This is a genomic window from Rhizobium sp. BR 250, assembly GCF_047445855.1.
GTDB lineage: Bacteria > Pseudomonadota > Alphaproteobacteria > Rhizobiales > Rhizobiaceae > Agrobacterium > Agrobacterium tumefaciens_I.
The window spans coordinates 336726-363146 of record NZ_JARWKW010000006.1; the positions used below are offsets into that span (position 1 = coordinate 336726).

A 26421-nucleotide genomic window follows, 5' to 3' on the forward strand; every position below is an offset into this window, starting at 1 on the left:
CCTTACCGCGAAAGCTCCTTCAGCCCAAGCCGGATGAGCTTGGCGCTGTCGCCACCCTCCCCGCCATTCTTCAGCGCGGCGGCAACCGCATTGGCGGCCTGGTCGCGCGAATAGCCGAGATTGGTGAGTGCTGAAACGGCATCCGCCACCGGCGCGGAGGCGACACCCTCTCCAAGCTCCTGCTTGAGGCCGATGGAGGCAGAGGCCTCTCCGGCAAAGGCGGGTGCCTTGTTGCGAAGCTCGGTCACGAGGCGCACCGCCACCTTGGGGCCGACGCCGGGCGCACGCGAAATCATCACCTTGTCCTGAAGCGCGATGGCATTGGCGAGTTCCGAAGGAGAAAGCGTGGACAGGACGGCCAGTGCCACTTTCGAGCCAACCCCCTGCACACTTTGCAGCAGGTTGAACCATTCCCGCTCCAGTGCCGAGAGAAAGCCGAAGAGCTTCAGTTGGTCCTCACGCACATAGGTTTCGATGAACAGCACCACCGCTTCCCCAACGGAACCGATTTTCGACAGGGTGCGCGCCGAACAATAGGCGACGTAACAGACGCCATGCACATCCACCAGCACGTAATCCGTGCCGATTTCTTCGATGCTGCCCTTTAGTTTTCCGATCATGATGCCGCCCGCTCAATGAGACTTATATTCAACCGGCCGCCAAGAGCCGCCGCATCCTGTCACCGCCGCGATTATGGGCGTGGCAGATGGCGATGGCGAGCGCGTCCGCCGCATCGTTACCCTTGAATTCGGCCTTCGGCATCAGGATTTTCAGCATCATGTGAATCTGCTGCTTTTCGCCGTGCCCGACGCCGATGACGGCCTTCTTGACCGCATTCGGCGCATATTCGAAGACCGGCAATCCGGCGCGTGCCGGAACCAGCATGGCAATGCCGCGCGCCTGGCCAAGTTTCAGCGTGGCGACAGCATCCTTGTTCACGAAGGTCTGTTCCACGGCCGCTTCGTCGGGCTGATGGCTATGCACGATATCCGCCAGCCCGTCATGCAGCTGGCAGAGCCGGGAGGCGAGGTCCATATCGCCATCCGACGTCACCGTGCCGGAAGCGACAAACCTGAGGCTGTTGCCGAGGGTGTCGATGACACCCCAGCCGGTGCGCCGCAGCCCGGGGTCGATGCCGATGATTCGAATCGTCTTTTGCATGAGCTACCTTATCTTTCCGCCCGCGACCCTGCCAGCGATAAGTGAACAAAACGACAACATTCATCAAATTTGCAGTGCAGCATTTACCTCTGCTTAAACCGCGTACCGCATTGTTCTCCACAAAATCAAAAAAGGGGAGCTGCGGACATGATGATCCGCAGCACAATAGTTTCGCCATATCAGCCGTCCGATGGCGCCATCCATGCATGGCGTAGGAACTGATCCGGCATTGGGGGCTGTATCGGCCATGCTGAACCGTTTTCATTCCATATCCACCAAGGTTCTCGTCATTTTCCTGGCGCTGATGGCGATCTCGACCGGGGCTCTCACGCTTCTCGGTTATCAGAGCAGCAGCGGCGTTCTGGAAGAACAGGCGTCGAAATCCATGGAGAGCATTCTCGTCTTCCGCGGTGACATGCTTCAGGAGCGTCTTGAACAGTTGAAGACGCAGGCGGATTCCATTGCCAAGATCGAAGCCCTGCAGATGGCTGTCGTTTCCATGCGCAGCGGCTGGGCGACCGTGCAGAAAAATTCCGGTGACGCGAAGGCAGAGTTGCAGCGCGTCTTCGTCAAGGAGAACCCCTTTGGCGACAGGGAAAAGCTGATCAAGCCGGAAAGCCCAAGCGGCTTTTATTATTCCACCCATGAAAAGACCCAGACGGATATAGCCAGTTATCTCAAGGGAACGCCGTTCAGCGACGTCCTCTTCATCGATCCCGCCGGGGCGGTCTATTATTCCTATCTGAAAGGACCGGCTTTCGGAGAAACCGTAACGTCCGGCGTCTGGACGGAAAGCGGCCTTGGCGCAGCCTTTGCGCGCGGCGCGGCGAATGCGGAAAAGGCGGTCAACGATGTGGCGCAGACCAGCTTCTCCGGGTTGCGGATCGATGCTGCGACAAAGGAGGCCGGTATTTATTTCGGCGTTCCGGTCGTCAAATTCGGCGCGTTCAAGGGCATCGTTCTTTTCCGCGTCAAGGAGGACGTTTTCGGCCAGATACTTACCAAAGGCATCGCGGCCGGCAGCTCCGAACAATCCGCCATCATATCCGCCGATGGCAAGGTTCTCGGCGTGGAAGGCGAAAAGCTGGTGAGCCTCGACCCTGTCGTCTACGGTTTCCACGGCGAAGCCCTGAACGCGGCGGGCATGACCATCGCCAAGATCGACCGCGCGGATGGCGAGGCCAATGCCTATGCCCGCCCCTTCTCTTTTGCCGGCGAGAAATATCTCGCGGTCGAAAGCATGCTGCGCAGCGAGTTGAATGCCGGCTCCGTCTCGATTGCCGGTACGCTTGCCGTGATCGGCCTTTGCGTTCTGGCCGCCATGTGCGCGGCGACAGCCTTTTTCGCGCGGCGCCTGTTCGCACCGCTGGAAAAACTTGCAGGGTTAACCGGTGAGGTGGCCGCCGGCCGTCTCGATACGGAAATCGGCAATCAGGATCGCGGGGACGAGATCGGCCGGATGGCGCGTGCGCTCGGCAGTTTCCGTGAAAAACTCATCCTGCAGCGGGAAATGGAAGAGACCGCATCGCGCACGCGGGAGGAAGCCGAAACGGCGCGGCGCGCGCATCTTGCTGAGCGCGAGGCCGAGGCCGGCACCCTGCAGATGGTCGTGCAGTCTTTGGATGAGGGGCTCGACCGGCTGGCGAACGGCAATCTCGCCCATCGCATAGAGACCGTTTTTCCAGATGATCTCGAAAGCCTGCGCCACAACTTCAATACGGCGCTTGCCCGGCTCAGCGAGACCATGGAGGCGATTGGCGGTAACTCCGCCGCTGTTCGTGGCGGCTCCGAGGAAATGCGGGTGGGGGCCGATCAGTTGGCGGAACGCACCGAGCGGCAGGCGGCTTCCATCACCGAAACGGCAAGCGCCATCAAGGCGATCGCCGAGGCCGTCCGCGACCAGATCGAACGCGCCGAGCAGGCAACCCGGATCGCGCGCGACGCCAGCACGGAGGCAACCACATCCAGCCGCGTCATGGAACAGACCATCGCCGCCATGGAGGCGATCCAGACCTCGTCGCGCCAGATCAACCAGATCATCGGCGTCATCGATGAAATCGCCTTCCAGACCAATCTCCTTGCCTTGAATGCCGGGGTGGAAGCAGCACGCGCCGGTGATGCCGGCAAGGGTTTTGCCGTCGTGGCGCAGGAGGTGCGCGAACTGGCGCAGCGTTCGGCCGCCGCGGCGAAAGAAATCACCAGCCTTTTGAAACGCTCCACCGACGAGGTTTCCGCCGGCGTGGCGCTGGTGGAAAAGGCCGGCGCTTCGCTGACCGGCATCGGCAAACATGTGCAGACCATCAGCGCGCGCATCGAGGAGATCATGGAATCCACCCGCGAGGAAGCGCATACGCTCTCGGAAATCAACAGCACCGTCACCAGCCTCGATACCATGACCCAGCAGAATGCCGCCATGGTGGAAGAGACGACAGCGGCCATTCACAATCTCGCCTCCGAAGCGGGTGAAATGGATGGCAGGCTCGGAGAGTTCGTGCTGGCCTCGGAGCAACAAACGGCGCGGCATCACGAGAACAGGCAATTCCGGCGGGCGGGCTGAGGCGACCGGCAGGCGAAAGCAGGGGCCTCTCCGGAGGCCCCAATTTTTTTGAACCATGCTTCAATTCTGCGCGACTTCTCTGGTAAATCAGGACACGCGCCCTACATCCGCAGCAAAGACTTAAACTTCTGCAGGAGCGTCCGATGATCCCCTTTTCCATTCTCGACCTTTCGCCGATCGGCGAAGGCGAGAGCGTCAGCGCGGCGCTCGAAAATTCCCGTCGCATGGCCATCAAGGCCGAAGAACACGGTTATAACCGCATCTGGCTGGCGGAACACCACGGCATGCCGGGCATTGCAAGTGCTGCGACCTCACTCGTGATTGCCCATGTGGGTGCCGCGACGAAACATATCCGTGTCGGTTCCGGCGGCATCATGCTGCCCAACCACTCCCCGCTCGTCATTGCCGAGCAGTTCGGCACACTTGCGGCACTTCTGCCGGGCCGCGTCGATCTCGGTCTCGGCCGCGCGCCGGGAACCGATATGCGCACGGCACGAGCCCTGCGCCGCAACCTCGATGCCAGCGCGGAAAATTTCCCGCAGGATATCATCGAACTGCAGCGTTACCTCGGCCCGCCGCAGCCGGATCAGGCGATCCTGGCCGTGCCCGGCATGAATTCCAACGTGCCGCTCTGGCTGCTCGGCTCCAGCACCTACAGCGCGCATCTGGCCGCAGCGCTCGGCCTGCCCTATTCCTTCGCCTCGCATTTTGCCCCTGATATGCTGATGGAGGCGATCCACATCTATCGCGAGCGGTTCCAGCCTTCCGAGGTGCTGGACAAGCCCTATGTGATGGTGGGTGTGATGGGTGTCGGCGCCGAGACCGACGAAGAGGCGCAGCATCTCTTCACCTCGTCCCAGCAGCAATTCGTCAATCTGCGGCGCAATGTGCGCACCCAGTTTCCGAAACCGGTGCACAGCATGGACGATTACTGGAACGAGATGGAACGTTTCTCCGTCGAACACACGCTGCGTTTCGCCGCTGTTGGCTCACCCCAGACGATCGAGCGCCATCTTGACGGTTTCCTCGCCGAAACGCAGGCGGATGAGCTGATCGTCTCGATGCCGATCCACGATATCGAAAAGCGGCTGCGTTCCGTGGAGATTTTCGCCGATGTGCGAACCTCCATCAGGAAGGCCGCCTAGATTTTTTTCGCATTTCCTGGAAATGCTTTAAACAAAAAGCCCCGGAGCCATGTGGCTGCCGGGGCTTTTTCTTGGAATATCAGACGTCAGGCGGAAAGCTTGGCGAGAATTTCTTCGGAAACCTCGAAGTTGGAATAGACGTTCTGTACGTCGTCATCATCTTCGAGGTTGTCGATGAGCTTCATCAGCGACTGCGCCTTTTCTTCATCCACAGGCACCGTGTTCTGCGGCTTCCAGATGGCCTTCACGCTTTCGGCTTCGCCCAGCACGCCTTCCAGCGCCTTGGAAACCTCATTCATCGCTTCGAAACCGCAGATGATGGTGTGGCCGTCTTCAGACGATTCGACATCATCGGCACCAGCTTCGATGGCGGCTTCCATGACCTTGTCGGCATCGCCGACTTCGGCCTTGTAGGCGATCTCGCCAACGCGGTCGAAGGAGAAGGATACCGAGCCGGTTTCGCCGAGCGCGCCGCCTGCCTTGGTGAAGATGGAGCGTACGTTGGAGGCGGTGCGGTTGCGGTTGTCGGTCAGGGCCTCGACGACGACAGCCACGCCACCCGGGCCGTAACCCTCGTAACGAACTTCATCGTAGTTTTCGCTGTCTGCACCGGAAGCTTTCTTGATCGCGCGCTCGATATTGTCCTTCGGCATGGACTGGGCCTTGGCGTTCTGGATTGCCAGACGCAGGCGCGCGTTCATGTTCGGGTCGGGCATGCCCGACTTTGCCGCAACGGTGATTTCACGCGCAAGCTTGGAAAACATTTTGGACCGAACGGAGTCCTGCTTGCCCTTGCGGTGCATGATGTTCTTGAACTGTGAATGACCAGCCATGGAAAACCCGATTGTCTTAATTTGGAGATTGCGGGCCTTATAAGTGCGATAGACGCATCGTTCAAGCCCGCAGGCGCTTTCTCTTGCCGCAACAATGGAAGGAACTGATTTATCCGCTTCTCGTTCTGGTCATGAACGCGAAGGAGCCGGCCCTGTTCACCCGCTCCGCCGCCGTATCAAACCGGAAGGAGAAAACACATGGTCAGCCTGACTGAAGCAAGAGAAACCCCGGCCCGCCAGCTCTGGGACGAGGTGAACTCTGTCCATGCCGGGATGCTCGGCCTCGAGGGCCTGCACAACCATATGCAACCAATGGCGCCGCATGCCGACCCCAGGACCAACACCATCTGGTTTTTCTCGAAAAAAGACGCCCATCTCGTAAAATCACTGAAGTCCGGCTCCCGCGCGCATTTCTGCCTCGTCGGCAAGGATCATGATTACCACGCCTGCCTATCCGGCATTCTGGAAGCCCGTGACGACAGGGCAAAGATCGACGAATACTGGAATTCGGTCACCGCTGCCTGGTACGAGCACGGCAAGGCCGATCCGCAACTCGCCATGCTCGCGCTTCATGTCGATGACGCCGAAATCTGGGCCTCGACTGACAGCACGCTCAAATTCGGCTGGGAAATCGCCAGGGCCAACATGTCGGACGACAAGACGCCTGATGTCGGCGTGCGCCAGCACCTCACCTTTGCCTGATCGTGGTGCCCGACCAGCATCTCTCCCGGCCTCGTCGCCGGTTGCCAGCTACATGCCTTTCGGCACCAGTATCTGCGGTTGGCGGGGAAGGTTTCTCATCGAAACCCGGATCACCGGATCGCCGGCATAGGCAATCCGGAAACTCTCACCGAACATCGTCAGAAACTGTTCGAGCGGCGGTCCGGTGCGATGCATCGGCAGGATCAGCGCTGAGCGCAGGCGCTTGACCACACGGCTCATGCTGTCAGCCCCCATGGTCAGGCCGCCATCCACCGGCACCATCAGCACATCCAGACGCCCGATCTCGGCATAGTGCGTATCCGTCAGCTCGTGATGCAGATGGCCGAGGTGACCGATGCAGAGGCCCGCAACCTCGAAGATGAAGATGGAATTGCCGTTTTCCTGAAAGGATTCGTAGTCGCCCCAGCGGTTGCGAATGTCGGTCGCGACGTTGCGGATATAGACGTCACCCACCAGCACCTTGTGATCGGCCTTTTCTCCCGGCGTGTCGCTCCAGCCATGCAGGACATATTGAATGGCCGGGTCCGGATTGAGGGTGAAATGGGTGGAGTGGGCCCGGTTCATCGTCACCACCGTCGGCGTGACGGGCGGACGGTAGACGCCATTATAGTCGGTGGCGATCGTCACGCCGCCGGGGCTTTCGATCAGATAGGTGGAATGGCCGATGAAGCTGATCTTCACCTCTTCCTTCGCCGCCGCCTGGGCAAGCTGGACACCGGGCTGATTGAAGCTCGCGAACGTGACACCGGGAATATTACGGGCAATCGCCTGGCACTGGCTGACGGGAGGGCGGCTTTCCGTCTGGGAAAAGGCGGCTTCCGAACAGGCGATCAGCCCTGTCATTGCAAGCATTAGCACGCGCAGCATCATGCCACTCCCCTGAACTTGCGAAGGTTGAGAGGATGAGGCAGGTTTTGCGGGGCGTCCAGTTACAAGAACGGCGGAAGGCTCACACTCTCGTCATTGTGAACGCTTCCGGCAGACGCTCAGGCCCAGAAGGAGGGCAATGTTTCCGAAAGACGCGGGCCGATGCGAAGCGGCGCGATCTTTTCCGCAAGCCCGGTGCGATCGGAAATTTCGACACCGACGCCGCAGATCGTCGCCGGCCCGCTTGCGGCCTCGAAACGGCCCTTCGGCATTTTGGAAATGAAGCGGTTGATCGGCTCTTCCTTCTCCATGCCAAGCGAGCTGTCATAGTCACCGCACATACCGGCATCAGACATATATGCCGTGCCGCCGTTGAGGATTTGCGCATCCGCCGTCGGAACATGGGTGTGGGTGCCAACGACGAAGCTCGCGCGGCCGTCGACGAAATGGCCGAAACACTGTTTCTCGCTGGTCGCCTCGGCGTGGAAGTCGAAGATGATGGCGTCGGCCTGTTCCTTCAGCGGACAGGCAGCAAGAATGTTTTCCGCCGACTTGAAAGGATCGTCCAGTTCCGGGTGCATGAACACCCGGCCCATGATGTTGGCGACGAGGATACGCGCGCCGTTGCGGGCATAAAAAATGCCCGAGCCCTTGCCCGGCGTGCCGTCCGGATAATTGGCGGGCCGCAGGAACTGGTCGTGCCGCTCGCAGAAGGAAACGGCCTCCTTCTGATCCCAGACATGGTTTCCGGTCGTCACCACATCGGCGCCGGCATTGATGGTCTCGAGATAGATATCCTCGGTGATGCCGAAACCGCCGGCGGCGTTTTCACCGTTGACGATGACAAAATCGAGCTTCAGATCGGAAATCAGCCCCGGCAATCGCTCCCAGACCGCCGTGCGTCCGGTCTTGCCAACCATATCTCCGAGAAAAAGAAGCCTCATTCACCCGCCCCGATCTTGCGCATGTTGTTTGAATTCCGCTCCCTCTAACGGGTAAGCGGTCATTTAAAAAGTGCTAAAGCGCCTTTTGCCCATTGTCCGGCATCGATGGCGGCTCAGAAAACCAGCGCAGACCGCTCTCCGTCAGGACGGCGTGCAGCGGCACGTCATGCGGCTCGGCCGGCACCGAGGGCACTTCCTGACAATCGAAGGCGATGCCGATGAGAACGGGCTTTCGACCTTTGTCATGCAATCGCGCGATGGCGCGGTCATAGTGCCCCGCACCATAACCGATACGGCGGCCCTCCGCATCGAATGCGGCAAGCGGCACAAGCAGTATATCCGGGTCGAGAACCTCAGCCTCTTCTCCCGGCCCCATCGTTCCGAAACCGGTCTTGACGAGGGGCGCATCCGCGGCAAACGCCCGGAACACGATGGTTTCGCGTGTCAGCACCACCGGCAGGACAAGGCGCCCGTCCTTGTGGCGCAGGACATCCATCAACGGACGCGTATCAACTTCGGTGCGGATGGGCATGAAACCGGAAACAATGGTTCCCGGCTCAAAATTTATGCCGGAAACCGCATAGGCCGCGACGGCCAGACTTCTTTGCCGGCGATCCGCCTCGCTCAAGGCGTCGCGCGCGGCAAGCCGCTCACCGCGCAGTCTGGCCTTTTCCGCAACATCGCCCGACATCATGCAGCCCGGCTCACAAGAACCTTGTCGATGCGGTGGCCATCCAGATCAATGACCTCGAAACGCCAACCGTTGCGGGTCACATGTTCGCCCAGTTCCGGCAGGCGGCGGAACTCGTCCAGCACCAGACCGGCGACGGTTTCGAATTCGGCATCCTCGTCGATCTGGAAACCCATGCGATAAGCGAATTCGTCGGCGGGCATCCAGCCGGCGACGAGGAACGAACCGTCCTCACGCTCGACCATGGCCGGCTCCTCGTCATCTTCTTCCTGGAAAGCGCCGGTAATGGCCTCCAGCACGTCGCCGGAGCTGACGATACCTTCGAAATGGCCATATTCGTCATAGACCAGCACCATATGCACGGTGGAACGGCGCAGCGACTGGATGACATCCACCGCGCTCGTCAGGTCGGAAACCACCGGAACCTCGCGCAGAAGCTCGCGAATATTGAGTTCCTTGCCGGACGCCAGCGCATCGAAGGCATCCTTGGCGAAAAGCACGCCCAAAATTTCGTCGGAGGCGCCGTTGCGCACCGGCAGGCGCGAACGCTGCGTCTGGCGAAGCTGCTCGCGGATCTCCTCGGCGCTGTCTTCGATATCGACCACTTCCACATCGCGGCGCGGCGTCATCAGGCCGCGGGCATTGCGGTCGGCAAGGCGCATGACGCTGGTGATCATCGCCGATTCCTCGGTCTCGATCACGCCGGCGCTATGGGCTTCGGCCAGAACCGTGCGGATTTCATCGTCGGTGACCGACGCGTTGGACTCGCCGCTATGGCCAAGAAGCGCCAGGACGGCCTTGCCGGATCTGTCGAGCAGCCAGACGAGCGGCGCACCGATCTTGGACAGCATCGTCATGGTGGGCGCAACGCGGGCCGCGACCTTTTCCGGGTCGCGCAGCGCGATCTGCTTGGGCACCAGTTCGCCGACGATCAGCGACAGATAGGTGATGGCGACGACCACCGAGCCGACGCCGAGCGCATCGGCCGCACGGTCGGGCACGCCCTGCTCGGCAAGCCAGGTCGTGAAGCGGGCGCCGAGCGTGGCGCCCGAAAAGGCGCCAGAAAGGATGCCGACCAGCGTGATGCCGATCTGCACCGTGGAAAGAAAACGTCCGGGATTTTCGGAAAGGCTGAGCGCCAGCGTGGCGCCCCTGCTGCCCTGCGCGGCAAGCACCTTGAGCCTCGCCGGTCTGGAGGAGACAACGGCAAGCTCGGACATGGCAAGCACACCGTTCAATACGGTGAGCAGGACCACGATCATAATTTCAGTAAACAAGTTTAGCTCTTTGGGCTGTTGAACGGCACGTCGCGGTTTTGGCCGCAGCGCCCTTTTTAAAGGGCATGACAGACATACCAATTCGGATAATAGGCAATTGTTCCGCCATTGCAATGACGGCGGTATAAAAAAGCCGCCTCCGGCAGCGATGAAAATGACTGTCGACAATATTAAAGGTCAGGAGAAGCATCGGCGGGTGATCCGAAACTTCAAGCGCGATCCACGGCGACCGATGGAGATTTACGATCCTGGGTGCCTACAAAAGTAGGTGGGCACCGTGTGTCCAGCCCCACGGGACTGGCCAGGGACAGCTCCCTTTGGATCGAGTATGGCCCCAGGGATTGTGGTTCCTGTCGGGAAGCGCAGAACGCTAGCAAGATATAGGACGGATTGGAGAAAACCGCCAGAGGGCGCGGCGCGAAATTTTGCCGCCGCAGAACCCTGCAGGCAATCAATGCGCCGCGGGCTTCGGCCGCGCCAGCAGTTTTTCGGTAATGCCGTTCAGCCGGTCGGCCAGATCGCCGATGGCGAGCGCCACCATCTCGTCCGATTTCGCCTTGTGCTCGGCCATGCCGTCGCGATTGTGGGAAAGGGCAGCAACCTCGCCTTCCAGTTTCTCGATCTTGCGATTGAGTTCGGAAAGCTCGTCCATCACCATGATGCCGGCCATGACGGTGAGCCTCAGATCGCCGATTTCGCCGAACTGGCTCTTGAGATGCCCGACATAACGATCAAAACGGGTGGCGAGATCGGTCAGGTGGTCTTCCTGCCCCGCCTCGCACGCCATGCGATAGGCCTTGCCGTCGATCATAACAGTGACTTGCGCCATGAAACCGCTCCTATCGATCCAGCACCGCGCGGATCGTCTCCATCGCCGTCACCAGCCGGCGGGAAACCTCGCGATTGACTTCCTCAAGACGGTTGGCGCGAAATTCGGCCTGATCCAGCTCGTGCGCGAGCCTTGCGCGGTCGACATGGACCCGCTTGACCTCGTTATCGATCTCGCCCGTCTCCCTTTGCCGCTCGATACGCATATCGATGGCATTTTCGAGATTCGTGATGGCAGCATTCAGCTCCGTCAGCGCAGATTGTACGGTCTTCTCAGCCGACATCGTTTTTTCCAACTCGCACGCAACCGGCCGAATCGTCCGGTTTCAGGCCTTTTCCACGTTCACGAGGTTATTACCCGATTTACCATCCCGTCAATCAAACCAGTGCATTGAAGCGTTTTGCTCTGTGGATGAACGAAGCAGCGCGGCCCATATCGCACGATTTTTGTCGGGACAGCCGATTTTCTAAACGATTTTTATCCCTGGGCGAACCGCAATTGCCCGTGGATTTATTGACTTGCCTGCCTCACCTGCTATGGATCAACCCGCTTTTTGGATAGTTGCGTAAAACTATCTCCTTTCACCCGGAACAGACGGAAAAGCCATGATTTCTCGCGACAAACACAACCGGATGGCAAATGCGATCCGCTTTCTTGCCATGGATGCAGTGGAGAAGGCCAATTCAGGCCATCCCGGTCTGCCGATGGGCGCCGCCGATGTCGCCACCGTTCTCTTCACCCGTTACCTGAAATTCGATCCCAAGGCACCGCTCTGGGCGGATCGCGACCGCTTCGTGCTGTCGGCGGGCCATGGTTCGATGCTTCTTTACTCGCTGCTCTATCTGACGGGCTACGAGGACATGACGATCGACGAGATCAAGCGTTTCCGTCAGTTCGGTTCCAAGACCGCCGGCCATCCCGAATATGGTCATGCGACCGGCATCGAGACGACCACCGGCCCGCTTGGCCAGGGCATCGCGAATGCCGTCGGCATGGCGATTGCCGAACGCAAGCTGGAAGAGGAATTCGGCTCCGACCTGCAGAGCCACTTCACCTATGTTCTGTGCGGCGACGGCTGCCTCATGGAAGGCATCAGCCACGAAGCCATCGCGCTTGCCGGCCACCTGAAGCTCAACAAGCTCGTTCTGTTCTGGGATGACAACAACATCACCATCGACGGCGAAGTCGGTCTTTCCGACAGCACCGACCAGATCGCCCGCTTCCAGGCCGTTCACTGGAACACGATCCGCGTCGACGGCCATGACCCGGACGCGATTGCCGCCGCCATCGAAGCCGCGCAGAAATCCGACCGCCCGACCTTCATCGCCTGCAAGACCGTGATCGGCTTCGGCGCGCCCAACAAGGCCGGCACCCACAAGGTTCACGGCAACCCGCTCGGCGCCGAAGAAATCGCCGCTGCCCGCAAGAGCCTGAACTGGGAAGCCGAAGCCTTCGTCATTCCGGAAGATGTCCTCGATGCATGGCGCCTTGCCGGCCTGCGCTCCACCAAGACCCGCCAGGACTGGGAAGCCCGCCTCGAAGCCGCTGAAGCCGGCAAGAAGGCAGAGTTCAAGCGCCGTTTCGCCGGCGACCTGCCCGGCAACTTCGACAGCGCCATCGATGCCTTCAAGAAGAAGATCATCGAGAACAACCCGACGGTTGCCACCCGCAAGGCTTCCGAGGATGCGCTCGAAGTCATCAACGGCATCCTGCCGGAAACCGTTGGTGGTTCGGCCGACCTGACGCCGTCCAACAACACCAAGACCAGCCAGATGAAGTCCATCACCCCGACGGATTTCTCAGGCCGCTACCTGCATTACGGCATCCGCGAGCACGGCATGGCTGCGGCGATGAACGGCATCGCACTGCATGGCGGTCTTATCCCCTATGCCGGCGGCTTCCTGATCTTCTCGGACTATTGCCGTCCGTCGATCCGCCTTGCCGCGCTTATGGGTATCCGCGTCGTCCACGTTCTGACCCATGATTCCATCGGTGTCGGCGAAGACGGCCCGACCCATCAGCCGGTCGAACAGATCGCAGCACTGCGCGCCATTCCGAACCTGCTCGTCTTCCGCCCGGCGGATGAGACCGAAACGGCGGAATGCTGGCAGCTCGCCCTTGAGCAGAAGCATCGTCCGTCCGCGCTGGCGCTTACCCGCCAGAACCTCGCGCCTTCGCGCAAGGAATATGAAGAAAAGAACCTCTCCGCTTACGGTGCTTACGAACTCGTATCCGCAAGCGACGCCAAGGTTTCGATCTTCGCTTCCGGTTCGGAAGTCGAAGTGGCGCTGAAGGCTGCCGCAACGCTGAAGGACCAGGGTGTTTCCACCCGCGTCGTCTCCGTTCCCTGCTTCGAACTCTTCAAGGAGCAGCCGGAAACCTATCGCAACGCCATCATCGGCAAGGCTCCGGTCAAGATCGCGGTGGAAGCCGCCATCCGCCAGGGCTGGGATTACTTCATCGGCAATGACGGCGCTTTCGTCGGCATGCACTCCTTTGGAGCCTCTGCGCCGGCGAAGGATCTCTTCAAGCACTTCGGCATCACGGCGGAAGCCGTCGTCGCCGCAGTCGAGGCAAAACTTGCGTGAGGGCTTCCCAGGCCCTCACCATTCAGCAAAGACCACGCCCATTCTTGTTCGGGAGACTGTAAATGACTGTAAAAGTTGCCATTAACGGCTTCGGCCGCATCGGCCGCAATGTTCTGCGCGCCATCGTCGAATCCGGCCGCACCGATATCGAAGTCGTTGCCATCAACGACCTCGGCCCGGTTGAAACCAATGCCCACCTGCTGCGTTACGATTCGATCCACGGCAAGTTCCCGGCCGAGGTGAAGGTCGAAGGCGACACGATCATCGTTGGCGGCGGCAAGCCGATCAAGGTGACGGCCGTTCGCGATCCGGCAACGCTGCCGCACAAGGAACTGGGCGTCGACATCGCGCTTGAGTGCACCGGCATCTTCACCGCCCGTGACAAGGCCGCTGCCCACCTGACGGCCGGCGCAAAGCGCGTCATCGTGTCCGCTCCGGCTGACGGCGCTGACCTGACCGTCGTTTTCGGCGTGAACCACGACCAGCTGACGAAGGACCATCTGGTCATTTCCAACGCGTCCTGCACCACCAACTGCCTCGTGCCGGTCGTGAAGGTTCTCGATGACGTTGTCGGCATCGATCATGGTTTCATGACCACGATCCACTCCTACACGGGCGACCAGCCGACGCTGGACACCATGCACAAGGATCTGTATCGCGCCCGCGCCGCAGCCCTGTCCATGATCCCGACCTCGACGGGTGCCGCCAAGGCCGTTGGCCTCGTTCTGCCGCACCTCAAGGGCAAGCTGGACGGCACGTCGATCCGCGTTCCGACCCCGAACGTTTCGGTCGTCGACTTCAAGTTCATCGCCAAGCGCGACACGACGGTTGCGGAAATCAACGAAGCGATCAAGGCCGCCGCCGATGGCAAGCTGAAGGGCATTCTCGGTTACACCGACGAGCCGCTGGTTTCCCGCGACTTCAACCATGACAGCCATTCGTCGATCTTCGCGAACGACCAGACCAAGGTCATGGAAGGCAAGTTCGTGCGCGTTCTGTCTTGGTACGACAACGAGTGGGGTTTCTCCAACCGCATGTCGGACACGGCCGTCGCTTTCGCGAAGACCATCTAAAGCGGGACATGGCCCCGTCAAAAAGCCGGCAGGAGCAATCCTGCCGGCTTTTTATTTGTAAAAATGCCGGCGGAAACGAGGAAGCCCGCCGGCATCGATCCAGAAGCAGGGCGACGGGCGCTTCGGATCGAAAACCATTGCGGCCGCGAGGCGGACCAAACCGTCCCCCAGCCGGCCGGATGCGGCAACCGCCTCCGCTACTTTCTATTGTTGATGATGACCGGACCCGAATTGCGGGCGCTGCTCCAGATCGTATCGAAAGTCTGTTGCCTCAGTTCGCTTTGCTGCATGGACAATTTCATCATGCAGTCGGCGAAGTCCCGCGAGCCTTCGTAATAGCCAAACACCCGGCAACGTTCGCGTTGCGCGGCCATGTTTTCAGCCGTCTGTTCGGTGCTCGAGCAGCCCGAAACAATCGAGCCCGCCGCCAGCAATATAATCAATGTAGATATCCGTTTCATCCGATCGCTCCGGTCATGGTGAAAAGCAATTCGGACGCGAGAACTAACGCAGCTGCATTGTCTCTATGTTACGTTGAAGCACCGGCAGGCGGATTGTTTCCAAGCCAAATCGCCACGCTGCGCGCAGTCTCCGTTTTCACTCGCACGCCGAAAAAATTCCCATTTCCTGCCTTTGTCTGGTCCATTTTGAGACGGACAAGAAACATAGGGATAACGGTCGTGCGCAATGCACTTCGGCCCTGCCGTATCATTCGATACACCCCGCCTTGCGTCGCCTTTCAACGCCACCCAGACAGCGCTGACAGACCGCAACCCGTGGCGCATTGACTGCAGACGCGCAGAGCGGCGATTGCGGCGATCAAAGCGGTTCGAATGAGGCGGTGGACGTGGAATCATTTTATCTTCTGTTGCTGGTGGCAACCGTTCTGGTTCTCGTCGCAGCCTTTTCCAGCCTCATCGCCTTCCGCTTCGGCGCGCCGCTCCTGCTGCTGTTCCTGATGATCGGCCTTGCGGCGGGTGTGGACGGCCTCGGCATCGAATTCACCAATAATCCACTCGCCTACATGCTCGGCTCGCTCGTGCTCGCCGTCATCCTCTTCGATTCCGGTTTCGGCACGTCGATACAATCCTTCCGGCTTTCGGCAGCACCCGCCGTCGCGCTCGCCACCGTCGGCGTCATCCTTACTTCCGTGTTCTTCGCGGGTGCGGCCGCCCTGCTGCTTGGGCTCTCCTGGCTGGAGGGCCTGCTGCTCGGCGCCATCGTCGCCTCCACCGATGCGGCGGCCGTCTTCTTCCTGCTGCGCATCGGCGGCATTCACATCCGCGATCAGGTCCGCTCGACGCTGGAAGTGGAATCCGGCACCAACGATCCGATGGCCATCTTCCTCACCGTCGCTTTGGTCGAAATCATCGCCAAGGGCCAGGGGCTGGCGGGCATCGACGGCGGGTTCCTGCTGCTCTTCATCGAGGAAATGGGCCTTGGCCTGGTGCTCGGCCTGCTCGGTGGCGTCATGATCGCCACCGTCGTCAACCGTTTCGCCGCCGACCGTGGACTGGCGCCGATCTTCGTGCTGGCGCTGGCGCTGCTCGTCTTTTCCTCTACCGGGGCAATCGGCGGCAGCGGCTTTCTGGCGGTCTATGTGGCGGGCATCGTTGCGGGCAACCGCAGGATCTTCGCCAAGGAGACCATCCGCCGTTTCCACGAGGGGCTGACATGGCTTGCCCAGATCATCATGTTCCTGATGCTCGGTCTCCTCGCCACCCCGTCGCAATTTCCGGCGATCGCCATTCCCGCCGTGCTGCTGGCACTTTTCCTGATCTTCGTCGCCCGCCCGCTCGCGGTTTGGCTTAGTCTCATGCCCTTCAACTATACCCAGCAGGAAACATCCTTCGTGGCCTGGGTGGGCTTGCGCGGCGCCGTCTCGATCCTGCTCGCCATCATGCCGATTCTCGGTGGGCTTGACGATGCGCAGATCTATTTCAATGCCGCCTTCATCATCGTGCTGGTGTCGCTTCTGGTGCAGGGCTGGACCATCAAGCCGGTGGCCACAAGGCTCGGGCTGATCGTGCCACCGCGCATGGGCGAGGTGGACAAGCTGGAGGTCGATCTTCCGGGCACCGCCAATCACGAGCTGATTTCCTACCGCGTCGCCAAGGGCAGCGCCATCATGCAGGGCGAACGGATTCCGCGCTGGGCCATGCCGTCACTGGTTGTGCGCGACGGCAAGTCGATCCGCTACCAATATGCCGGGCGGCTGCGGGAAAACGATCTCGTCTACCTTTTCATCGCGCCCGGCTATACCCGCCTGATCGATCGGTTGTTCGCAAGCGCACTGCCGGTTGCCGATGACGACGCCGATTTCTTCGGCACCTTCGCGATCTCGCCCGCCCGTCCGGCAAAGGAGCTGGACGCGGCCTATGGTCCCGGCCTGCTTTCTCCCGCCGAACTGGCGATGAGCGTCGCCGAACTTATCGAGGCACGCCTTGCCGGAAAGGCCGATTATGCCGACCGCGTGCGCCTTGGCTCCATCGTCCTGATTGTCCGCACACTCGACGAGCATGAGGCAATTACCGGCGTCGGCATTTCCCTCGAGCCGGTGGAGCCGGCAACCAGCCTGCCGATCTTCATCAGCTTTTCGGAAATTCTCGGCCGCGTGCGCAACTATCTGGCGCAGAGGCGCCAACAGCAGCCCGCCGACACCGAAGAAGGCATCCCCGCCCCTGCCAATACAGTGCGAGAAAATGACGCCTGACCGGCTTGCGTCGGCATTCAGGCATAGTATGGTCCGTGCCGAACTCGCAACAACATCAGGATCGACCTATGCCCGCTTTCAAGACCCTCGACGACCTTAACGACATTGCCGGAAAACGCGTCCTCCTCCGCGTTGATCTCAACGTGCCGGTCGCGGATGGGAAAGTGACGGACAAGACCCGTATCGAACGTGTTGCGCCGACCATTCTGGAACTGTCCGGAAAGGGTGCGAAAGTCATTCTGCTCGCCCATTTCGGTCGCCCCAAGGGCGAGCCGGTGGCGGACATGTCGCTTTCCCAGATCGTACCCGCCGTCGAAGAGGTGCTGGATCACGCCGTTTCCTTCGCAGCCGATTGCATCGGCGCGGCGGCGGCGGATGCCGTCGCAAAACTGAATGATGGCGATATCCTGCTGCTGGAAAACACCCGTTTCCACAAGGGCGAGGAAAAGAATGATCCCGCTTTCGTCGAGGCCCTGGCTGCCAATGGCGATATCTATGTGAACGACGCCTTCTCCGCCGCCCACCGCGCCCATGCTTCCACCGAGGGTCTCGCCCGCCACCTGCCCGCCTATGCCGGCCGCACCATGCAGGCCGAGCTTGAGGCGCTGGAAAAGGGCCTCGGCCAGCCGGTGCGGCCGGTCGTCGCCATCGTCGGCGGCGCCAAGGTTTCGAGCAAGATCGACCTCCTGATGAACCTCGTCAAGAAGGTCGATGCCCTCGTCATCGGCGGCGGCATGGCCAATACATTCCTCGCCGCCCGCGGCGCGCAGGTCGGCAAGTCGCTCTGCGAGCATGATCTGGCAGAAACCGCAAAGCAGATCATGATCGAGGCCGCGACATCCGGCTGCGCCATCGTCCTGCCTGAAGACGGCGTCGTCGCCCGCGAATTCAAGGCCGGTGCCGCCAATGAAGTCGTCGACATCAACGCCATTCCCGCCGACGCCATGGTTCTCGATGTCGGCCCGAAATCGGTTGAAAGCATCAAGGCATGGATTTCCCGCGCGGAAACGCTGGTCTGGAACGGCCCCCTCGGCGCCTTCGAAATCGAGCCCTTCGACGCGGCGACCGTGGCTGCCGCAAAACATGCGGCAGAATGCACCAAGGCTGGCAAGCTCGTCTCCGTCGCCGGCGGCGGTGACACCGTTGCAGCACTCAACCATGCCGGCGTTTCCGAGGATTTCTCCTACGTTTCGACGGCTGGCGGCGCCTTCCTCGAATGGATGGAAGGCAAGGAATTGCCGGGCGTTGCCATCCTTGCCGCCGCCAAGTAAACTTCTTCCACTTGCCTGACACGAGGCCGGACAAGCCATGCTTGTCCGGCCTTGCTTTTTGGCAAGCGGCACCTTGAGAAAAAGTTTCAAACGATTGAAATCATTTCAATCGTTTCAATGAGTTAGCGTGCCATTTCCCTGCCCTGGAACTTCTGTTATCGGGAATTTATTGTGCCTTGGGAGAATAGCAAATGACCGAACGTCTCGAAGACATTGCAATCAAGATGGTCGCCGACGGCAAGGGCCTTCTTGCCGCCGACGAATCCACAGGAACGATCAAGAAGCGTTTCGACAGCATCAATCTGGAGTCCACCGAGACCGCCCGTCGCGACTATCGCGAGATGCTGTTCCGCGCCGACGACGCCATGAAGAAATACATTTCCGGCGTCATCCTTTACGAAGAGACCCTGTTCCAGAAGGCCGCCGATGGCACGCCTTTCGTGGACATCATCAAGGCAGCCGGCAGCCTGCCCGGCATCAAGGTGGATATCGGCGCCAAGCCGATGGCCTTCCACCCGCATGAATTCATCACCGAAGGCCTTGACGGTCTTTACGAGCGCCTGCGCAAATATCACGAGGCGGGCGCCCGTTTCGCCAAATGGCGCGGCGTCATCACCATTGGTGAACAGCGCCCGAGCTGGGGTTCGATCAAGGCAAACTCCCAGTCGCTCGCCCGTTACGCAGCTCTCTGCCAGCAGGCCGATATCGTGCCGATCGTCGAGCCTGAAGTGCTGATGGACGGCGAGCCCGGCACGCATGACATCGATCGTTGTGCGGAAGTCACGCAATGGGTTCTCCAGACCGTATTCGCCGATCTGTTCGACGCCCGCGTCAACCTTGAAGGCATGATCCTCAAGCCGAACATGATCATCGACGGCAAGAACGCCCGCAAGGCGTCCGTCGAGGAAGTGGCGGAAAAGACCGTGAAGGTTCTGAAGGCCACCGTTCCTTCCGCCGTTCCTGGCATTGCCTTCCTTTCCGGCGGCCAGTCCTCCGAAGAGGCGACGGCGCATCTCTCCGCCATGAATGCCGGTTACAACCTGCCCTGGTCGCTGACCTATTCCTACGGCCGCGCCCTTCAGGATACCGCTCTCAAGACCTGGGGCGGCAAGCAGGAAAATGTCGCCGCCGGCCAGCGCGCCTTCACGCACCGCGCCGCCATGAACAGCCTTGCCGCCAAGGGCAACTGGAAACAGGAACTCGAAAAGGCAGCCTAAGGCTTTCGCCGCAGACATGCGCTAAAATGAAGCCGCCCTTCCGGGCGGCTTTTTCTTTGGAACCAATGGCAAAGGCCATGCGCGGTTTCGCCACCCGCTTTTGTTCCGGCCTATGGCCGCAAGAGCAGCGTCGCCGACCAGATGACAAAGGCGGCAACCGCAATCTTCCAGCAATCGCCTCTTTTTTTCAGGCCCGGCAGGCCCAAAGGCCGGATGATCTGGACCATCATGGCCAGCAGTAAAAAAAGGCCGATTGCCTTCGTCATTTATTGAGCCTTTTCTTTATTTCTGCATCGTCACAGGCTGGACATTTTTACCGTTCACCAGAAGAGTGCAACTCATTCGGGTAACCCCGTTCAATGGCCTGTCCGACCGTCCGCCGAACGCATGAGAGTGTCTTCATGAGCAGAAATCTTCTACCCGTATTCGCTCTTTTATCCAGCACTCTGTTTCTTTTTCTCGGCAACGGCCTGCAGGGCCTCATCCTGCCGGTGCGCGGTTCGGCGGAAGGTTATTCCAACGAAACTCTGGGCTTTCTCGGCACCTCCTGGGCGGCGGGTTTCGTCATCGGCTGTTTTGTGGCGCCCGCCATCGTCCGCCGCGCGGGGCATGTACGGGCATTCGGATCCTTCGTGGCGCTGGTGTGCCTGACGGTGCTGATGACCGGCCTGATCATCGACGATGCCTCGTGGATCGCGCTGCGCGCGCTCACCGGTTTCTGCACGGCCGGCACCTCGATGATCATTGAAAGCTGGCTGAACGAGCGCGCCACCAATGAGAGCCGTGGCATGATCTTTTCGCTCTATATCGCCATCACGCTGCTCGGCGTCGTCGCGGGGCAGATGATCGTGCCGATGGGCGATATCAGCAATACATCGCTGTTCATGATCTGCGGTATCATCTATTGCATCGCCATTCTGCCTGCCACGCTTTCCAAGGCTGCCAGTCCCCAGCCGTTGCAGAAGGTCAAGCTGGATTTGCCAGCCCTTTACCGCAACTCGCCGGTCTCCTTCGTCGGCATCCTGATGATCGGCATCGCCAACGGCGCTTACGGTACGCTCGGCGCCGTCTTCGGCGCAAGGGCAGGTCTCGACCCGACCATGATCGCCATCATGGTCTCCGTCACGATTTTCGTCGGTGCGCTGGCGCAGTTTCCGGCGGGCAGGCTTTCGGACCGGATAGACCGCCGTTACGTGCTGGCTGGCCTCGCCGGGCTTGGCGCCGTCGCTGGCCTTGCCGTCGCCTTGGTGCAGCCACATGACGTCTATGTGCTGATTTCCATGATCGCCATTTATGGCGCCGCCGCCAACGCGCTTTATCCCATCGCCGTGGCGCATGCCAATGACTTCGCCGCATCGGAAGATTTCGTCAAGGTCTCCGGCGGCCTGCTGCTGCTTTATGGCATCGGCACCATTATCGGCCCGACGCTGGGCGGCACGATCATGACCTACTCCGGCCCCTATGCGCTGTTTCTGGTGACGGCGGTGGCGCATCTGCTGATCACCGCCTATGCCATCATCAGAAGCCGCCAGCGCGCCGCCCTTTCCACCGAGGAAAAGGACAATTTCTCGACCATGATGCCGACAACGCCCTCGCCACTCGTCACGCCGGAAAGTATTGCACTTGACCCGCGCGCGCCGCAATATTCCGAGGAGGATGGCGACTATGTGGAAAAAGGAGCAGGCATATGAGCCTCTTTGACGACGACCGCCCGCAAAAACCCGTGGCACACGAGATCGGCGGCGATCTCAGCCTTCTTTCGGTGGACGAGCTGAGCAACCGCATTGACCTCCTGCAAGCCGAAATCGCCCGACTTGAGGAGGAGAGGAAACGCAAATCCGCCGGCCGGCTGGCGGCGGAGAATCTCTTCCGATCCTGATGCGCGACTCAGAATAGATGCGGGCTGCACGTCTTCCAATGCTGGTTGAGGCGCCCCGGCAGCGTCTTAAAATAAAGATCCTAGCGCAGTCTTTCGTTTACCATTAACCAAAAATTAAGCTTTCTGAGAGATTACTATACATGTCCAGTTCTTCTGGACCTCAGGCATCTTCTCCATACGGCGAATTGGTCTGATTTTTCTCCCTGTTTTACCTTGAGAGCCGCTTTCGCGGCTCTTTTTTTGCCGCCCTGCGGATTCTGTAAAACTGTGGGTATTAACCCTTCTTTAATAATTGCCTTGCGCATTTCGGGTAAAGATACCATCCTGAAAACACTAAAGACCGGAACAAAATATCCGGGTCGTCGTTGCCTGACAGTGTGGTGCGTGAGCAGGGATTTAAAGAAAATGTCGGAACAGGTTTTAAATACCATAAGCTTTGCGGGTCGCGCGGCTGCTTCCAACCAGTTCAAGACCCTCTATACCGAAGGCATGACCTTGGTTGAGGAGACGGCAAGTTATCTCGACGGCGCCGGCCGCGCAGCCTCCAAGGTTCTGCCGCGCATGGCATCGGTCCTCTATGCGGCAGAATCGATGCGCCTCACCACCCGTCTGATGCAGATGGCCTCCTGGCTGCTTCTGCAGCGCGCCGTCAACAATGGTGAGATGACGCGCGATCAGGTTCTGAGCGAAAAGAACAAGGTACGTCTCGACAGCTTTAATGTCGACCGCAACGCGCCCGGCTGGAACGACCTGCCTGAATCCTTCCGCGACCTCATCGAGCGCTCGCTACGCCTCCAGAATCGCATCGCCCTGCTCGACCGCGAAATCTACCGCCCGTCCGAAGCCGCCAAGGTGCCGGACAACGAAAACAGCGTGCAGGCGCAGCTCAACCTGCTGCGCACGGCTTTCTCGATCAACTGAGAAAAGACGACATTATCCGGACAACTTGAAAGCAGGCTCACCGGCCTGCTTTTTTGTTTGCGGTGGCAAAGCAGTCGCCGCCACCCAAGTATTGCCCAGATTCAAATAAATACGTGAGATTGGTATTTAATTTTTTATGTGTATTTCAGCTTACCGGCACACCTAAAGAGGGAAAGGATGAGGACCCTAAAGTATATCTCAATCGCGTCTTTATCGGCGCTGCTCGTTTCTGTCTATATTTATGGAAAACCACTTTGGGACGCCAACGAGAGAATCGACCGATGTTTCGATGACTACTCTCCGGCATATATCCACGATGACGCCGCCAGAGCCGCTGCCTGCGCCGATTAGTGCCAGGCCGAAGCGGAACATGAGAACGAGGGTCGCCATACAGAAAGATATTGTAATGGCAACAAGCCAGGCGGGACGAGGCAACAAAAAAGCCCGGCAAAGCCGGGCTTTTTTAAATGATCCGTCCGCAAGGGGATCAGAGGCCGAGGCCGCCGAAACGCTTGTTGAACTTGGAAACGCGACCACCGCGGTCCATAAGCTGCTGGTTGCCGCCCGTCCATGCCGGATGGGACTTGGGGTCGATTTCAAGGTTCATGACGGCGCCTTCCGAACCCCAGGTAGAGCGGGTTTCGTATTCGGTGCCATCGGTCATGACCACCTTGATCGTGTGATAATCGGGATGGATATCAGCCTTCATGACAATCTTCCTGGTTAAGTGACGTGCGGTCCATTTGCCGCAATTGCGTCAACTGAGCCATTTCAATAAATGAAGCCATAGACCAGATGGGCTATGGCTTCCCAATTCGATGCGGAGCCTATACATGAAGGTCGCCCAGATAACAAGAGCCTGCTATCCCCTTGTGAAAGGAGATGGCCAAAGGGGCGGGAATTTTACCGAACATCGGAAATTCGCCCACAAAAGGCCGAAAGCGGCATGGAACGAGGAGCATACGGGACGTGGCAGATATAGAAGCGCAGAAAGTGGCAAAACAGAGAAGCCTGAAACCGCTTCTTAGCCTGTTTCCCTATCTCAGGCGCTATCGCGGCCTGATGGCGGCAGCCCTTTTTGCGCTTGTGCTTTCCTCCGCCACAACACTGGCCCTGCCGCTTGCCGTCCGCCGCATCATCGATCACGGTTTTCAGACGCCGGATGGCGGCATGATCAACAGCTATTTCGCCATGCTGCTGGCGATTGCCGTTGTCCTCGCGCTCGCCAGCGCCATGCGTTATTATTACGTGATGACTATCGGCGAAAGGGTCGTTGCCGATCTGCGCCGTGATGTCTTTGCCCATCTCACCACCCTGTCACAGCAGTTTTTCGATAGCAATCGATCCGGCGAGCTCACCTCGCGACTGACCGCCGATACGGTGCAGATCCGCTCCGCCTTCGGCTCTTCCGCCTCGGTGGCGCTGCGCAACATCATCATGTGCTGTGGTGCCGTGGCGATGATGATCTATACCAGCCCCGGCCTTTCCGGCCTCGCGCTGCTTGCCATTCCCTTCATCGTTTTTCCGCTGATCGCCTTTGGACGATCCGTTCGCGCCCGCGCCCGCACCACGCAGGATACATTGGCCAATTCCGCCGCCTATGCTTCCGAAACGATCGCAGCAAGCCGCACCGTGCAATCCTTCAATGCCGAGGCACTGGCGAATGCCCGTTACGGCGCCTCCGTAGAAGCCGCCTATCAGGGCGCGCGGGCGGCGATCGGTGCCCGTTCCATTCTTACCGCTGTCGCCATCGCTCTCGTCTTCGGCAGCGTTGTCGGCATTCTCTGGTATGGCGCGCAGAACGTTCTGTCGGGCAGCATGACGGCGGGTACGCTTGGCCAGTTCGTGCTTTATTCCGTCATCGCAGCCAGCGGCCTCGGCCAGCTTTCGGAAGTCTGGGGCGAACTCGCCCAGGCGGGCGGCGCGGCCGAAAGGCTTTCCGAGCTGCTGAATGAACGCTCACCCGTTGCAGAACCCGCATTCCCCGTTGCCATGCCGCAACCACCGCGGGGCGAAGCGGAATTCGACAATGTCGATTTCATCTATCCGCTCGCAACAGGGCGGCCGATTGTCTCCGGCCTTTCCTTCAAGATCGCTGCCGGCGAAACCGTTGCCATCGTCGGCCCTTCCGGTGCCGGCAAAAGCACGGTCTTTTCCCTGCTGATGCGGTTTTACGATCCGCAGCAGGGCCGCATCACCATCGACGGCATGGATATTCGCAACGTCAGCCTGGCCGATCTGCGCGCGCGGCTTTCCATCGTACCGCAGGATGTCGCGATCTTCGCCTCCTCCATCCACGACAATATCGCCTTTGGCCGGCCTGAAGCGACACGCGAAGAGGTGCGCACCGCCGCCATCGCCGCGCAGGCCGACAGCTTCGTCGAGCGTCTCGGCGATGGTTACGATACGCAGGTGGGCGAGCGCGGTGTGACGCTTTCCGGCGGCCAGCGCCAGCGCATCGCCATCGCCCGCGCCATCCTGCGCAATGCGCCAATCCTGCTGCTAGACGAAGCGACCTCGGCACTGGATGCAGAAAGCGAAACGCTGGTGCAGAAGGCCCTCGACGAGCTGATGAAAACCCGCACCACCATCGTCATTGCCCACCGCCTCGCCACCGTGCTGAAGGCCGACCGCATTCTGGTGATGGATGAAGGCCGTATCATCGAGGAAGGCACGCACCAGAGCCTCATCCGCCAGAACGGCCTTTATGCCCGCCTCGCCCGGCTGCAATTCCAGACCGGACCGGACGAATTGCGCGCCCAGGCCTGATTTGGAGCATTTCCAGCAGAAGTGTACTCGGTTTTGCGTCCGGAAATGCGCAAAACAAAGAGTTAGAGCAATGGAGGTGGACCGGTGTTCACCGGAATTGCTCTAGCCCAACACCCTGCGTCCCGCAACGCGGCCTGAAAACAGGCAGCCGCCAAGGAATGTGCCCTCCAGCGCATTATAACCATGCATGCCGCCGCCGCCGAAACCCGCCACCTCACCGGCGGCATAAAGGCCCGGCACCGGTTGACCCGCTGCATCCAGCACCCGTGCTTCGAGATCGGTATGCAGGCCGCCGAGCGTCTTGCGCGTCAGCACATGCAGGCGCACGGCAATCAACGGCCCCATTGCCGGATCAAGCAACCGGTGCGGTTTTGCCGTCCGCATCAGCCGGTCACCCAGATAACGGCGCGCGCCATGGATCGCCGTTACCTGCACATCCTTGCTGAAGCCGTTTTCGATTTCTCGGTCCCGTGCTTCTATCTGCCGGCGGACATGATCGATATTGAGCCGGTCCTCACCGCTGATGGTGTTCATTCCCATCACCAGCTCTTCCAGCGTATCGCGAACGACAAAGTCTTCACCCCGCTCCATGAAAACCCGCACCGGCCCCGGTGGTTCCTTGCCTAGCCGCTTCAGCAGCAGCCGGAGATCCTTGCCCGTCAGATCAGGATTTTGCTCCGAGCCTGAAAGCGCGAATTCCTTCTTGATGATCGCCTTGGACGCCCTTCTGTTTGTCAAGCGACGATCCTGGTTTGATTGATCTGTTTCTGGCGGCGCGTGATGATGCCGAAGACTTCCCGAGCGATGTAACGTTTCAATGCCCGAATTGCGTCGAGCTTGGAATGCCCCGCAGCAACACGCCGGGCGACATACAGTTTGGTTTTCTCGTCGGTCCTGAGACGGCCAATTGCAATTATATGGAGGGCACTATTGGCAAGTCGGTCACCACCCCGGTTCAGTCGG

Annotated in this window: 24 protein-coding genes, 1 other RNA gene and 2 pseudogenes; 12 read left to right on the plus strand and 15 right to left on the minus strand. The window is 59.9% G+C overall.

Annotation, left to right across the window (positions count from 1 at the left end):
* Window positions 1-2: 2 nt before the first annotated feature.
* Together ruvA and ruvC are read right to left on the minus strand one after the other, a co-directional pair.
* On the minus strand, window positions 3-620 hold the full coding sequence (ruvA, locus tag QD336_RS12620) for a Holliday junction branch migration protein RuvA (protein ID WP_499170944.1): 618 nt from the start codon (window positions 618-620) through the stop codon (window positions 3-5).
* 28 nt (window positions 621-648) lie between these two features.
* A complete protein-coding gene (ruvC, locus tag QD336_RS12625; protein ID WP_003523217.1) occupies window positions 649-1161 on the minus strand; it encodes a crossover junction endodeoxyribonuclease RuvC in 513 nt (170 codons plus the stop codon).
* A 247-nt stretch (window positions 1162-1408) separates the two neighbouring features.
* Here ruvC and QD336_RS12630 point away from each other — a divergent pair, with 247 nt between their 5' ends.
* Together QD336_RS12630 and QD336_RS12635 are read left to right on the plus strand one after the other, a co-directional pair.
* Window positions 1409-3718, plus strand: coding sequence for a methyl-accepting chemotaxis protein (locus tag QD336_RS12630; protein WP_499170946.1), 2310 nt, complete (start codon window positions 1409-1411; stop codon window positions 3716-3718).
* 143 nt (window positions 3719-3861) lie between these two features.
* Entirely contained in the window at window positions 3862-4863 is a 1002-nt protein-coding gene (locus QD336_RS12635; RefSeq protein WP_499170947.1) for an LLM class flavin-dependent oxidoreductase, read from the plus strand.
* Between the two features lie 86 nt (window positions 4864-4949).
* Here QD336_RS12635 and QD336_RS12640 read toward each other — a convergent pair whose 3' ends face one another.
* Window positions 4950-5696, minus strand: a complete 747-nt coding sequence (locus QD336_RS12640) for a YebC/PmpR family DNA-binding transcriptional regulator (protein ID WP_269346662.1) — start codon at window positions 5694-5696, stop codon at window positions 4950-4952.
* A 198-nt stretch (window positions 5697-5894) separates the two neighbouring features.
* Between QD336_RS12640 and QD336_RS12645 the strand changes: the two genes are divergently transcribed.
* Window positions 5895-6398, plus strand: a complete 504-nt coding sequence (locus QD336_RS12645) for a pyridoxamine 5'-phosphate oxidase family protein (RefSeq protein ID WP_499170949.1) — start codon at window positions 5895-5897, stop codon at window positions 6396-6398.
* Window positions 6399-6446: 48 nt separating this feature from the next.
* Here the strand turns inward: QD336_RS12645 and QD336_RS12650 are convergent, their stop codons facing one another.
* The 7 genes from QD336_RS12650 to QD336_RS12680 form a co-directional block, all read right to left on the minus strand.
* The gene (locus QD336_RS12650) at window positions 6447-7289 is read right to left on the minus strand and encodes an MBL fold metallo-hydrolase (protein WP_499170950.1); all 843 of its coding nucleotides are present in this window, start codon (window positions 7287-7289) and stop codon (window positions 6447-6449) included.
* Window positions 7290-7405: 116 nt separating this feature from the next.
* On the minus strand, window positions 7406-8230 hold the full coding sequence (locus QD336_RS12655) for a TIGR00282 family metallophosphoesterase (RefSeq protein WP_020012218.1): 825 nt from the start codon (window positions 8228-8230) through the stop codon (window positions 7406-7408).
* Between the two features lie 73 nt (window positions 8231-8303).
* A complete protein-coding gene (locus QD336_RS12660) occupies window positions 8304-8921 on the minus strand; it encodes a 5-formyltetrahydrofolate cyclo-ligase (RefSeq protein ID WP_269346781.1) in 618 nt (205 codons plus the stop codon).
* Window positions 8921-10183 carry a hemolysin family protein gene (locus tag QD336_RS12665; protein WP_499170961.1) on the minus strand — a complete coding sequence of 421 codons (1263 nt, stop codon included), beginning with the start codon at window positions 10181-10183 and terminating at the stop codon, window positions 8921-8923. The genes QD336_RS12660 and QD336_RS12665 overlap by 1 nt, the downstream gene beginning before the upstream one ends.
* A 228-nt stretch (window positions 10184-10411) precedes the next feature.
* Window positions 10412-10570: non-coding RNA, 6S RNA (gene ssrS, locus QD336_RS12670), on the minus strand.
* Window positions 10571-10649: 79 nt separating this feature from the next.
* Window positions 10650-11027 (minus strand): cell division protein ZapA, encoded by a 378-nt coding sequence (locus QD336_RS12675; protein WP_269346656.1) that lies wholly within the window; start codon window positions 11025-11027, stop codon window positions 10650-10652.
* A 10-nt stretch (window positions 11028-11037) separates the two neighbouring features.
* Entirely contained in the window at window positions 11038-11310 is a 273-nt protein-coding gene (locus QD336_RS12680; RefSeq protein WP_003506205.1) for a DUF4164 domain-containing protein, read from the minus strand.
* Window positions 11311-11632: 322 nt separating this feature from the next.
* On the opposite strand from QD336_RS12680, the gene tkt reads away from it, so the two are divergent.
* Together tkt and gap are read left to right on the plus strand one after the other, a co-directional pair.
* Window positions 11633-13615 (plus strand): transketolase, encoded by a 1983-nt coding sequence (gene tkt, locus QD336_RS12685; RefSeq protein ID WP_269346652.1) that lies wholly within the window; start codon window positions 11633-11635, stop codon window positions 13613-13615.
* Between the two features lie 62 nt (window positions 13616-13677).
* A complete protein-coding gene (gene gap, locus QD336_RS12690; RefSeq protein WP_269346651.1) occupies window positions 13678-14688 on the plus strand; it encodes a type I glyceraldehyde-3-phosphate dehydrogenase in 1011 nt (336 codons plus the stop codon).
* A 197-nt stretch (window positions 14689-14885) separates the two neighbouring features.
* Here the strand turns inward: gap and QD336_RS12695 are convergent, their stop codons facing one another.
* Window positions 14886-15149: a hypothetical protein gene (locus tag QD336_RS12695; protein ID WP_269346648.1), complete on the minus strand. Its 264-nt coding sequence runs from the start codon at window positions 15147-15149 to the stop codon at window positions 14886-14888.
* 386 nt (window positions 15150-15535) lie between these two features.
* Here QD336_RS12695 and QD336_RS12700 point away from each other — a divergent pair, with 386 nt between their 5' ends.
* The 3 genes from QD336_RS12700 to QD336_RS12710 all read left to right on the plus strand — a co-directional run bounded on the left by QD336_RS12700 (window position 15536) and on the right by QD336_RS12710 (window position 19889).
* Window positions 15536-17401 carry a potassium/proton antiporter gene (locus tag QD336_RS12700; protein ID WP_269346646.1) on the plus strand — a complete coding sequence of 622 codons (1866 nt, stop codon included), beginning with the start codon at window positions 15536-15538 and terminating at the stop codon, window positions 17399-17401.
* A gap of 68 nt (window positions 17402-17469) precedes the next feature.
* Entirely contained in the window at window positions 17470-18672 is a 1203-nt protein-coding gene (locus tag QD336_RS12705) for a phosphoglycerate kinase (protein ID WP_269346644.1), read from the plus strand.
* 191 nt (window positions 18673-18863) lie between these two features.
* The gene (locus QD336_RS12710; protein WP_269346642.1) at window positions 18864-19889 is read left to right on the plus strand and encodes a class I fructose-bisphosphate aldolase; all 1026 of its coding nucleotides are present in this window, start codon (window positions 18864-18866) and stop codon (window positions 19887-19889) included.
* A 110-nt stretch (window positions 19890-19999) separates the two neighbouring features.
* Here the strand turns inward: QD336_RS12710 and QD336_RS12715 are convergent, their stop codons facing one another.
* Window positions 20000-20155 carry a hypothetical protein gene (locus QD336_RS12715; RefSeq protein WP_162854470.1) on the minus strand — a complete coding sequence of 52 codons (156 nt, stop codon included), beginning with the start codon at window positions 20153-20155 and terminating at the stop codon, window positions 20000-20002.
* A 135-nt stretch (window positions 20156-20290) separates the two neighbouring features.
* Here QD336_RS12715 and QD336_RS12720 point away from each other — a divergent pair, with 135 nt between their 5' ends.
* The 3 genes from QD336_RS12720 to rcdA all read left to right on the plus strand — a co-directional run bounded on the left by QD336_RS12720 (window position 20291) and on the right by rcdA (window position 22689).
* Window positions 20291-21580: an MFS transporter gene (locus QD336_RS12720; RefSeq protein WP_269346641.1), complete on the plus strand. Its 1290-nt coding sequence runs from the start codon at window positions 20291-20293 to the stop codon at window positions 21578-21580.
* Window positions 21577-21768, plus strand: coding sequence for a DUF1192 domain-containing protein (locus QD336_RS12725; protein WP_499170952.1), 192 nt, complete (start codon window positions 21577-21579; stop codon window positions 21766-21768). Before QD336_RS12720 ends, QD336_RS12725 begins: the two co-directional genes overlap by 4 nt.
* Window positions 21769-22173: 405 nt before the next feature.
* Window positions 22174-22689 (plus strand): protease adaptor protein RcdA, encoded by a 516-nt coding sequence (rcdA, locus tag QD336_RS12730; RefSeq protein ID WP_003506184.1) that lies wholly within the window; start codon window positions 22174-22176, stop codon window positions 22687-22689.
* Window positions 22690-23176: 487 nt separating this feature from the next.
* Here rcdA and rpmE read toward each other — a convergent pair whose 3' ends face one another.
* A complete protein-coding gene (rpmE, locus tag QD336_RS12735) occupies window positions 23177-23398 on the minus strand; it encodes a 50S ribosomal protein L31 (protein ID WP_003497640.1) in 222 nt (73 codons plus the stop codon).
* A gap of 260 nt (window positions 23399-23658) precedes the next feature.
* Between rpmE and QD336_RS12740 the strand changes: the two genes are divergently transcribed.
* Window positions 23659-25458 carry an ABC transporter transmembrane domain-containing protein gene (locus QD336_RS12740; protein ID WP_499170955.1) on the plus strand — a complete coding sequence of 600 codons (1800 nt, stop codon included), beginning with the start codon at window positions 23659-23661 and terminating at the stop codon, window positions 25456-25458.
* 102 nt (window positions 25459-25560) lie between these two features.
* Here the strand turns inward: QD336_RS12740 and QD336_RS12745 are convergent.
* Window positions 25561-26178: pseudogene (locus QD336_RS12745) on the minus strand (FAD-binding protein); the annotation flags it as partial.
* A 14-nt stretch (window positions 26179-26192) separates the two neighbouring features.
* Window positions 26193-26421: pseudogene (locus QD336_RS12750) on the minus strand (IS110 family transposase); the annotation flags it as partial.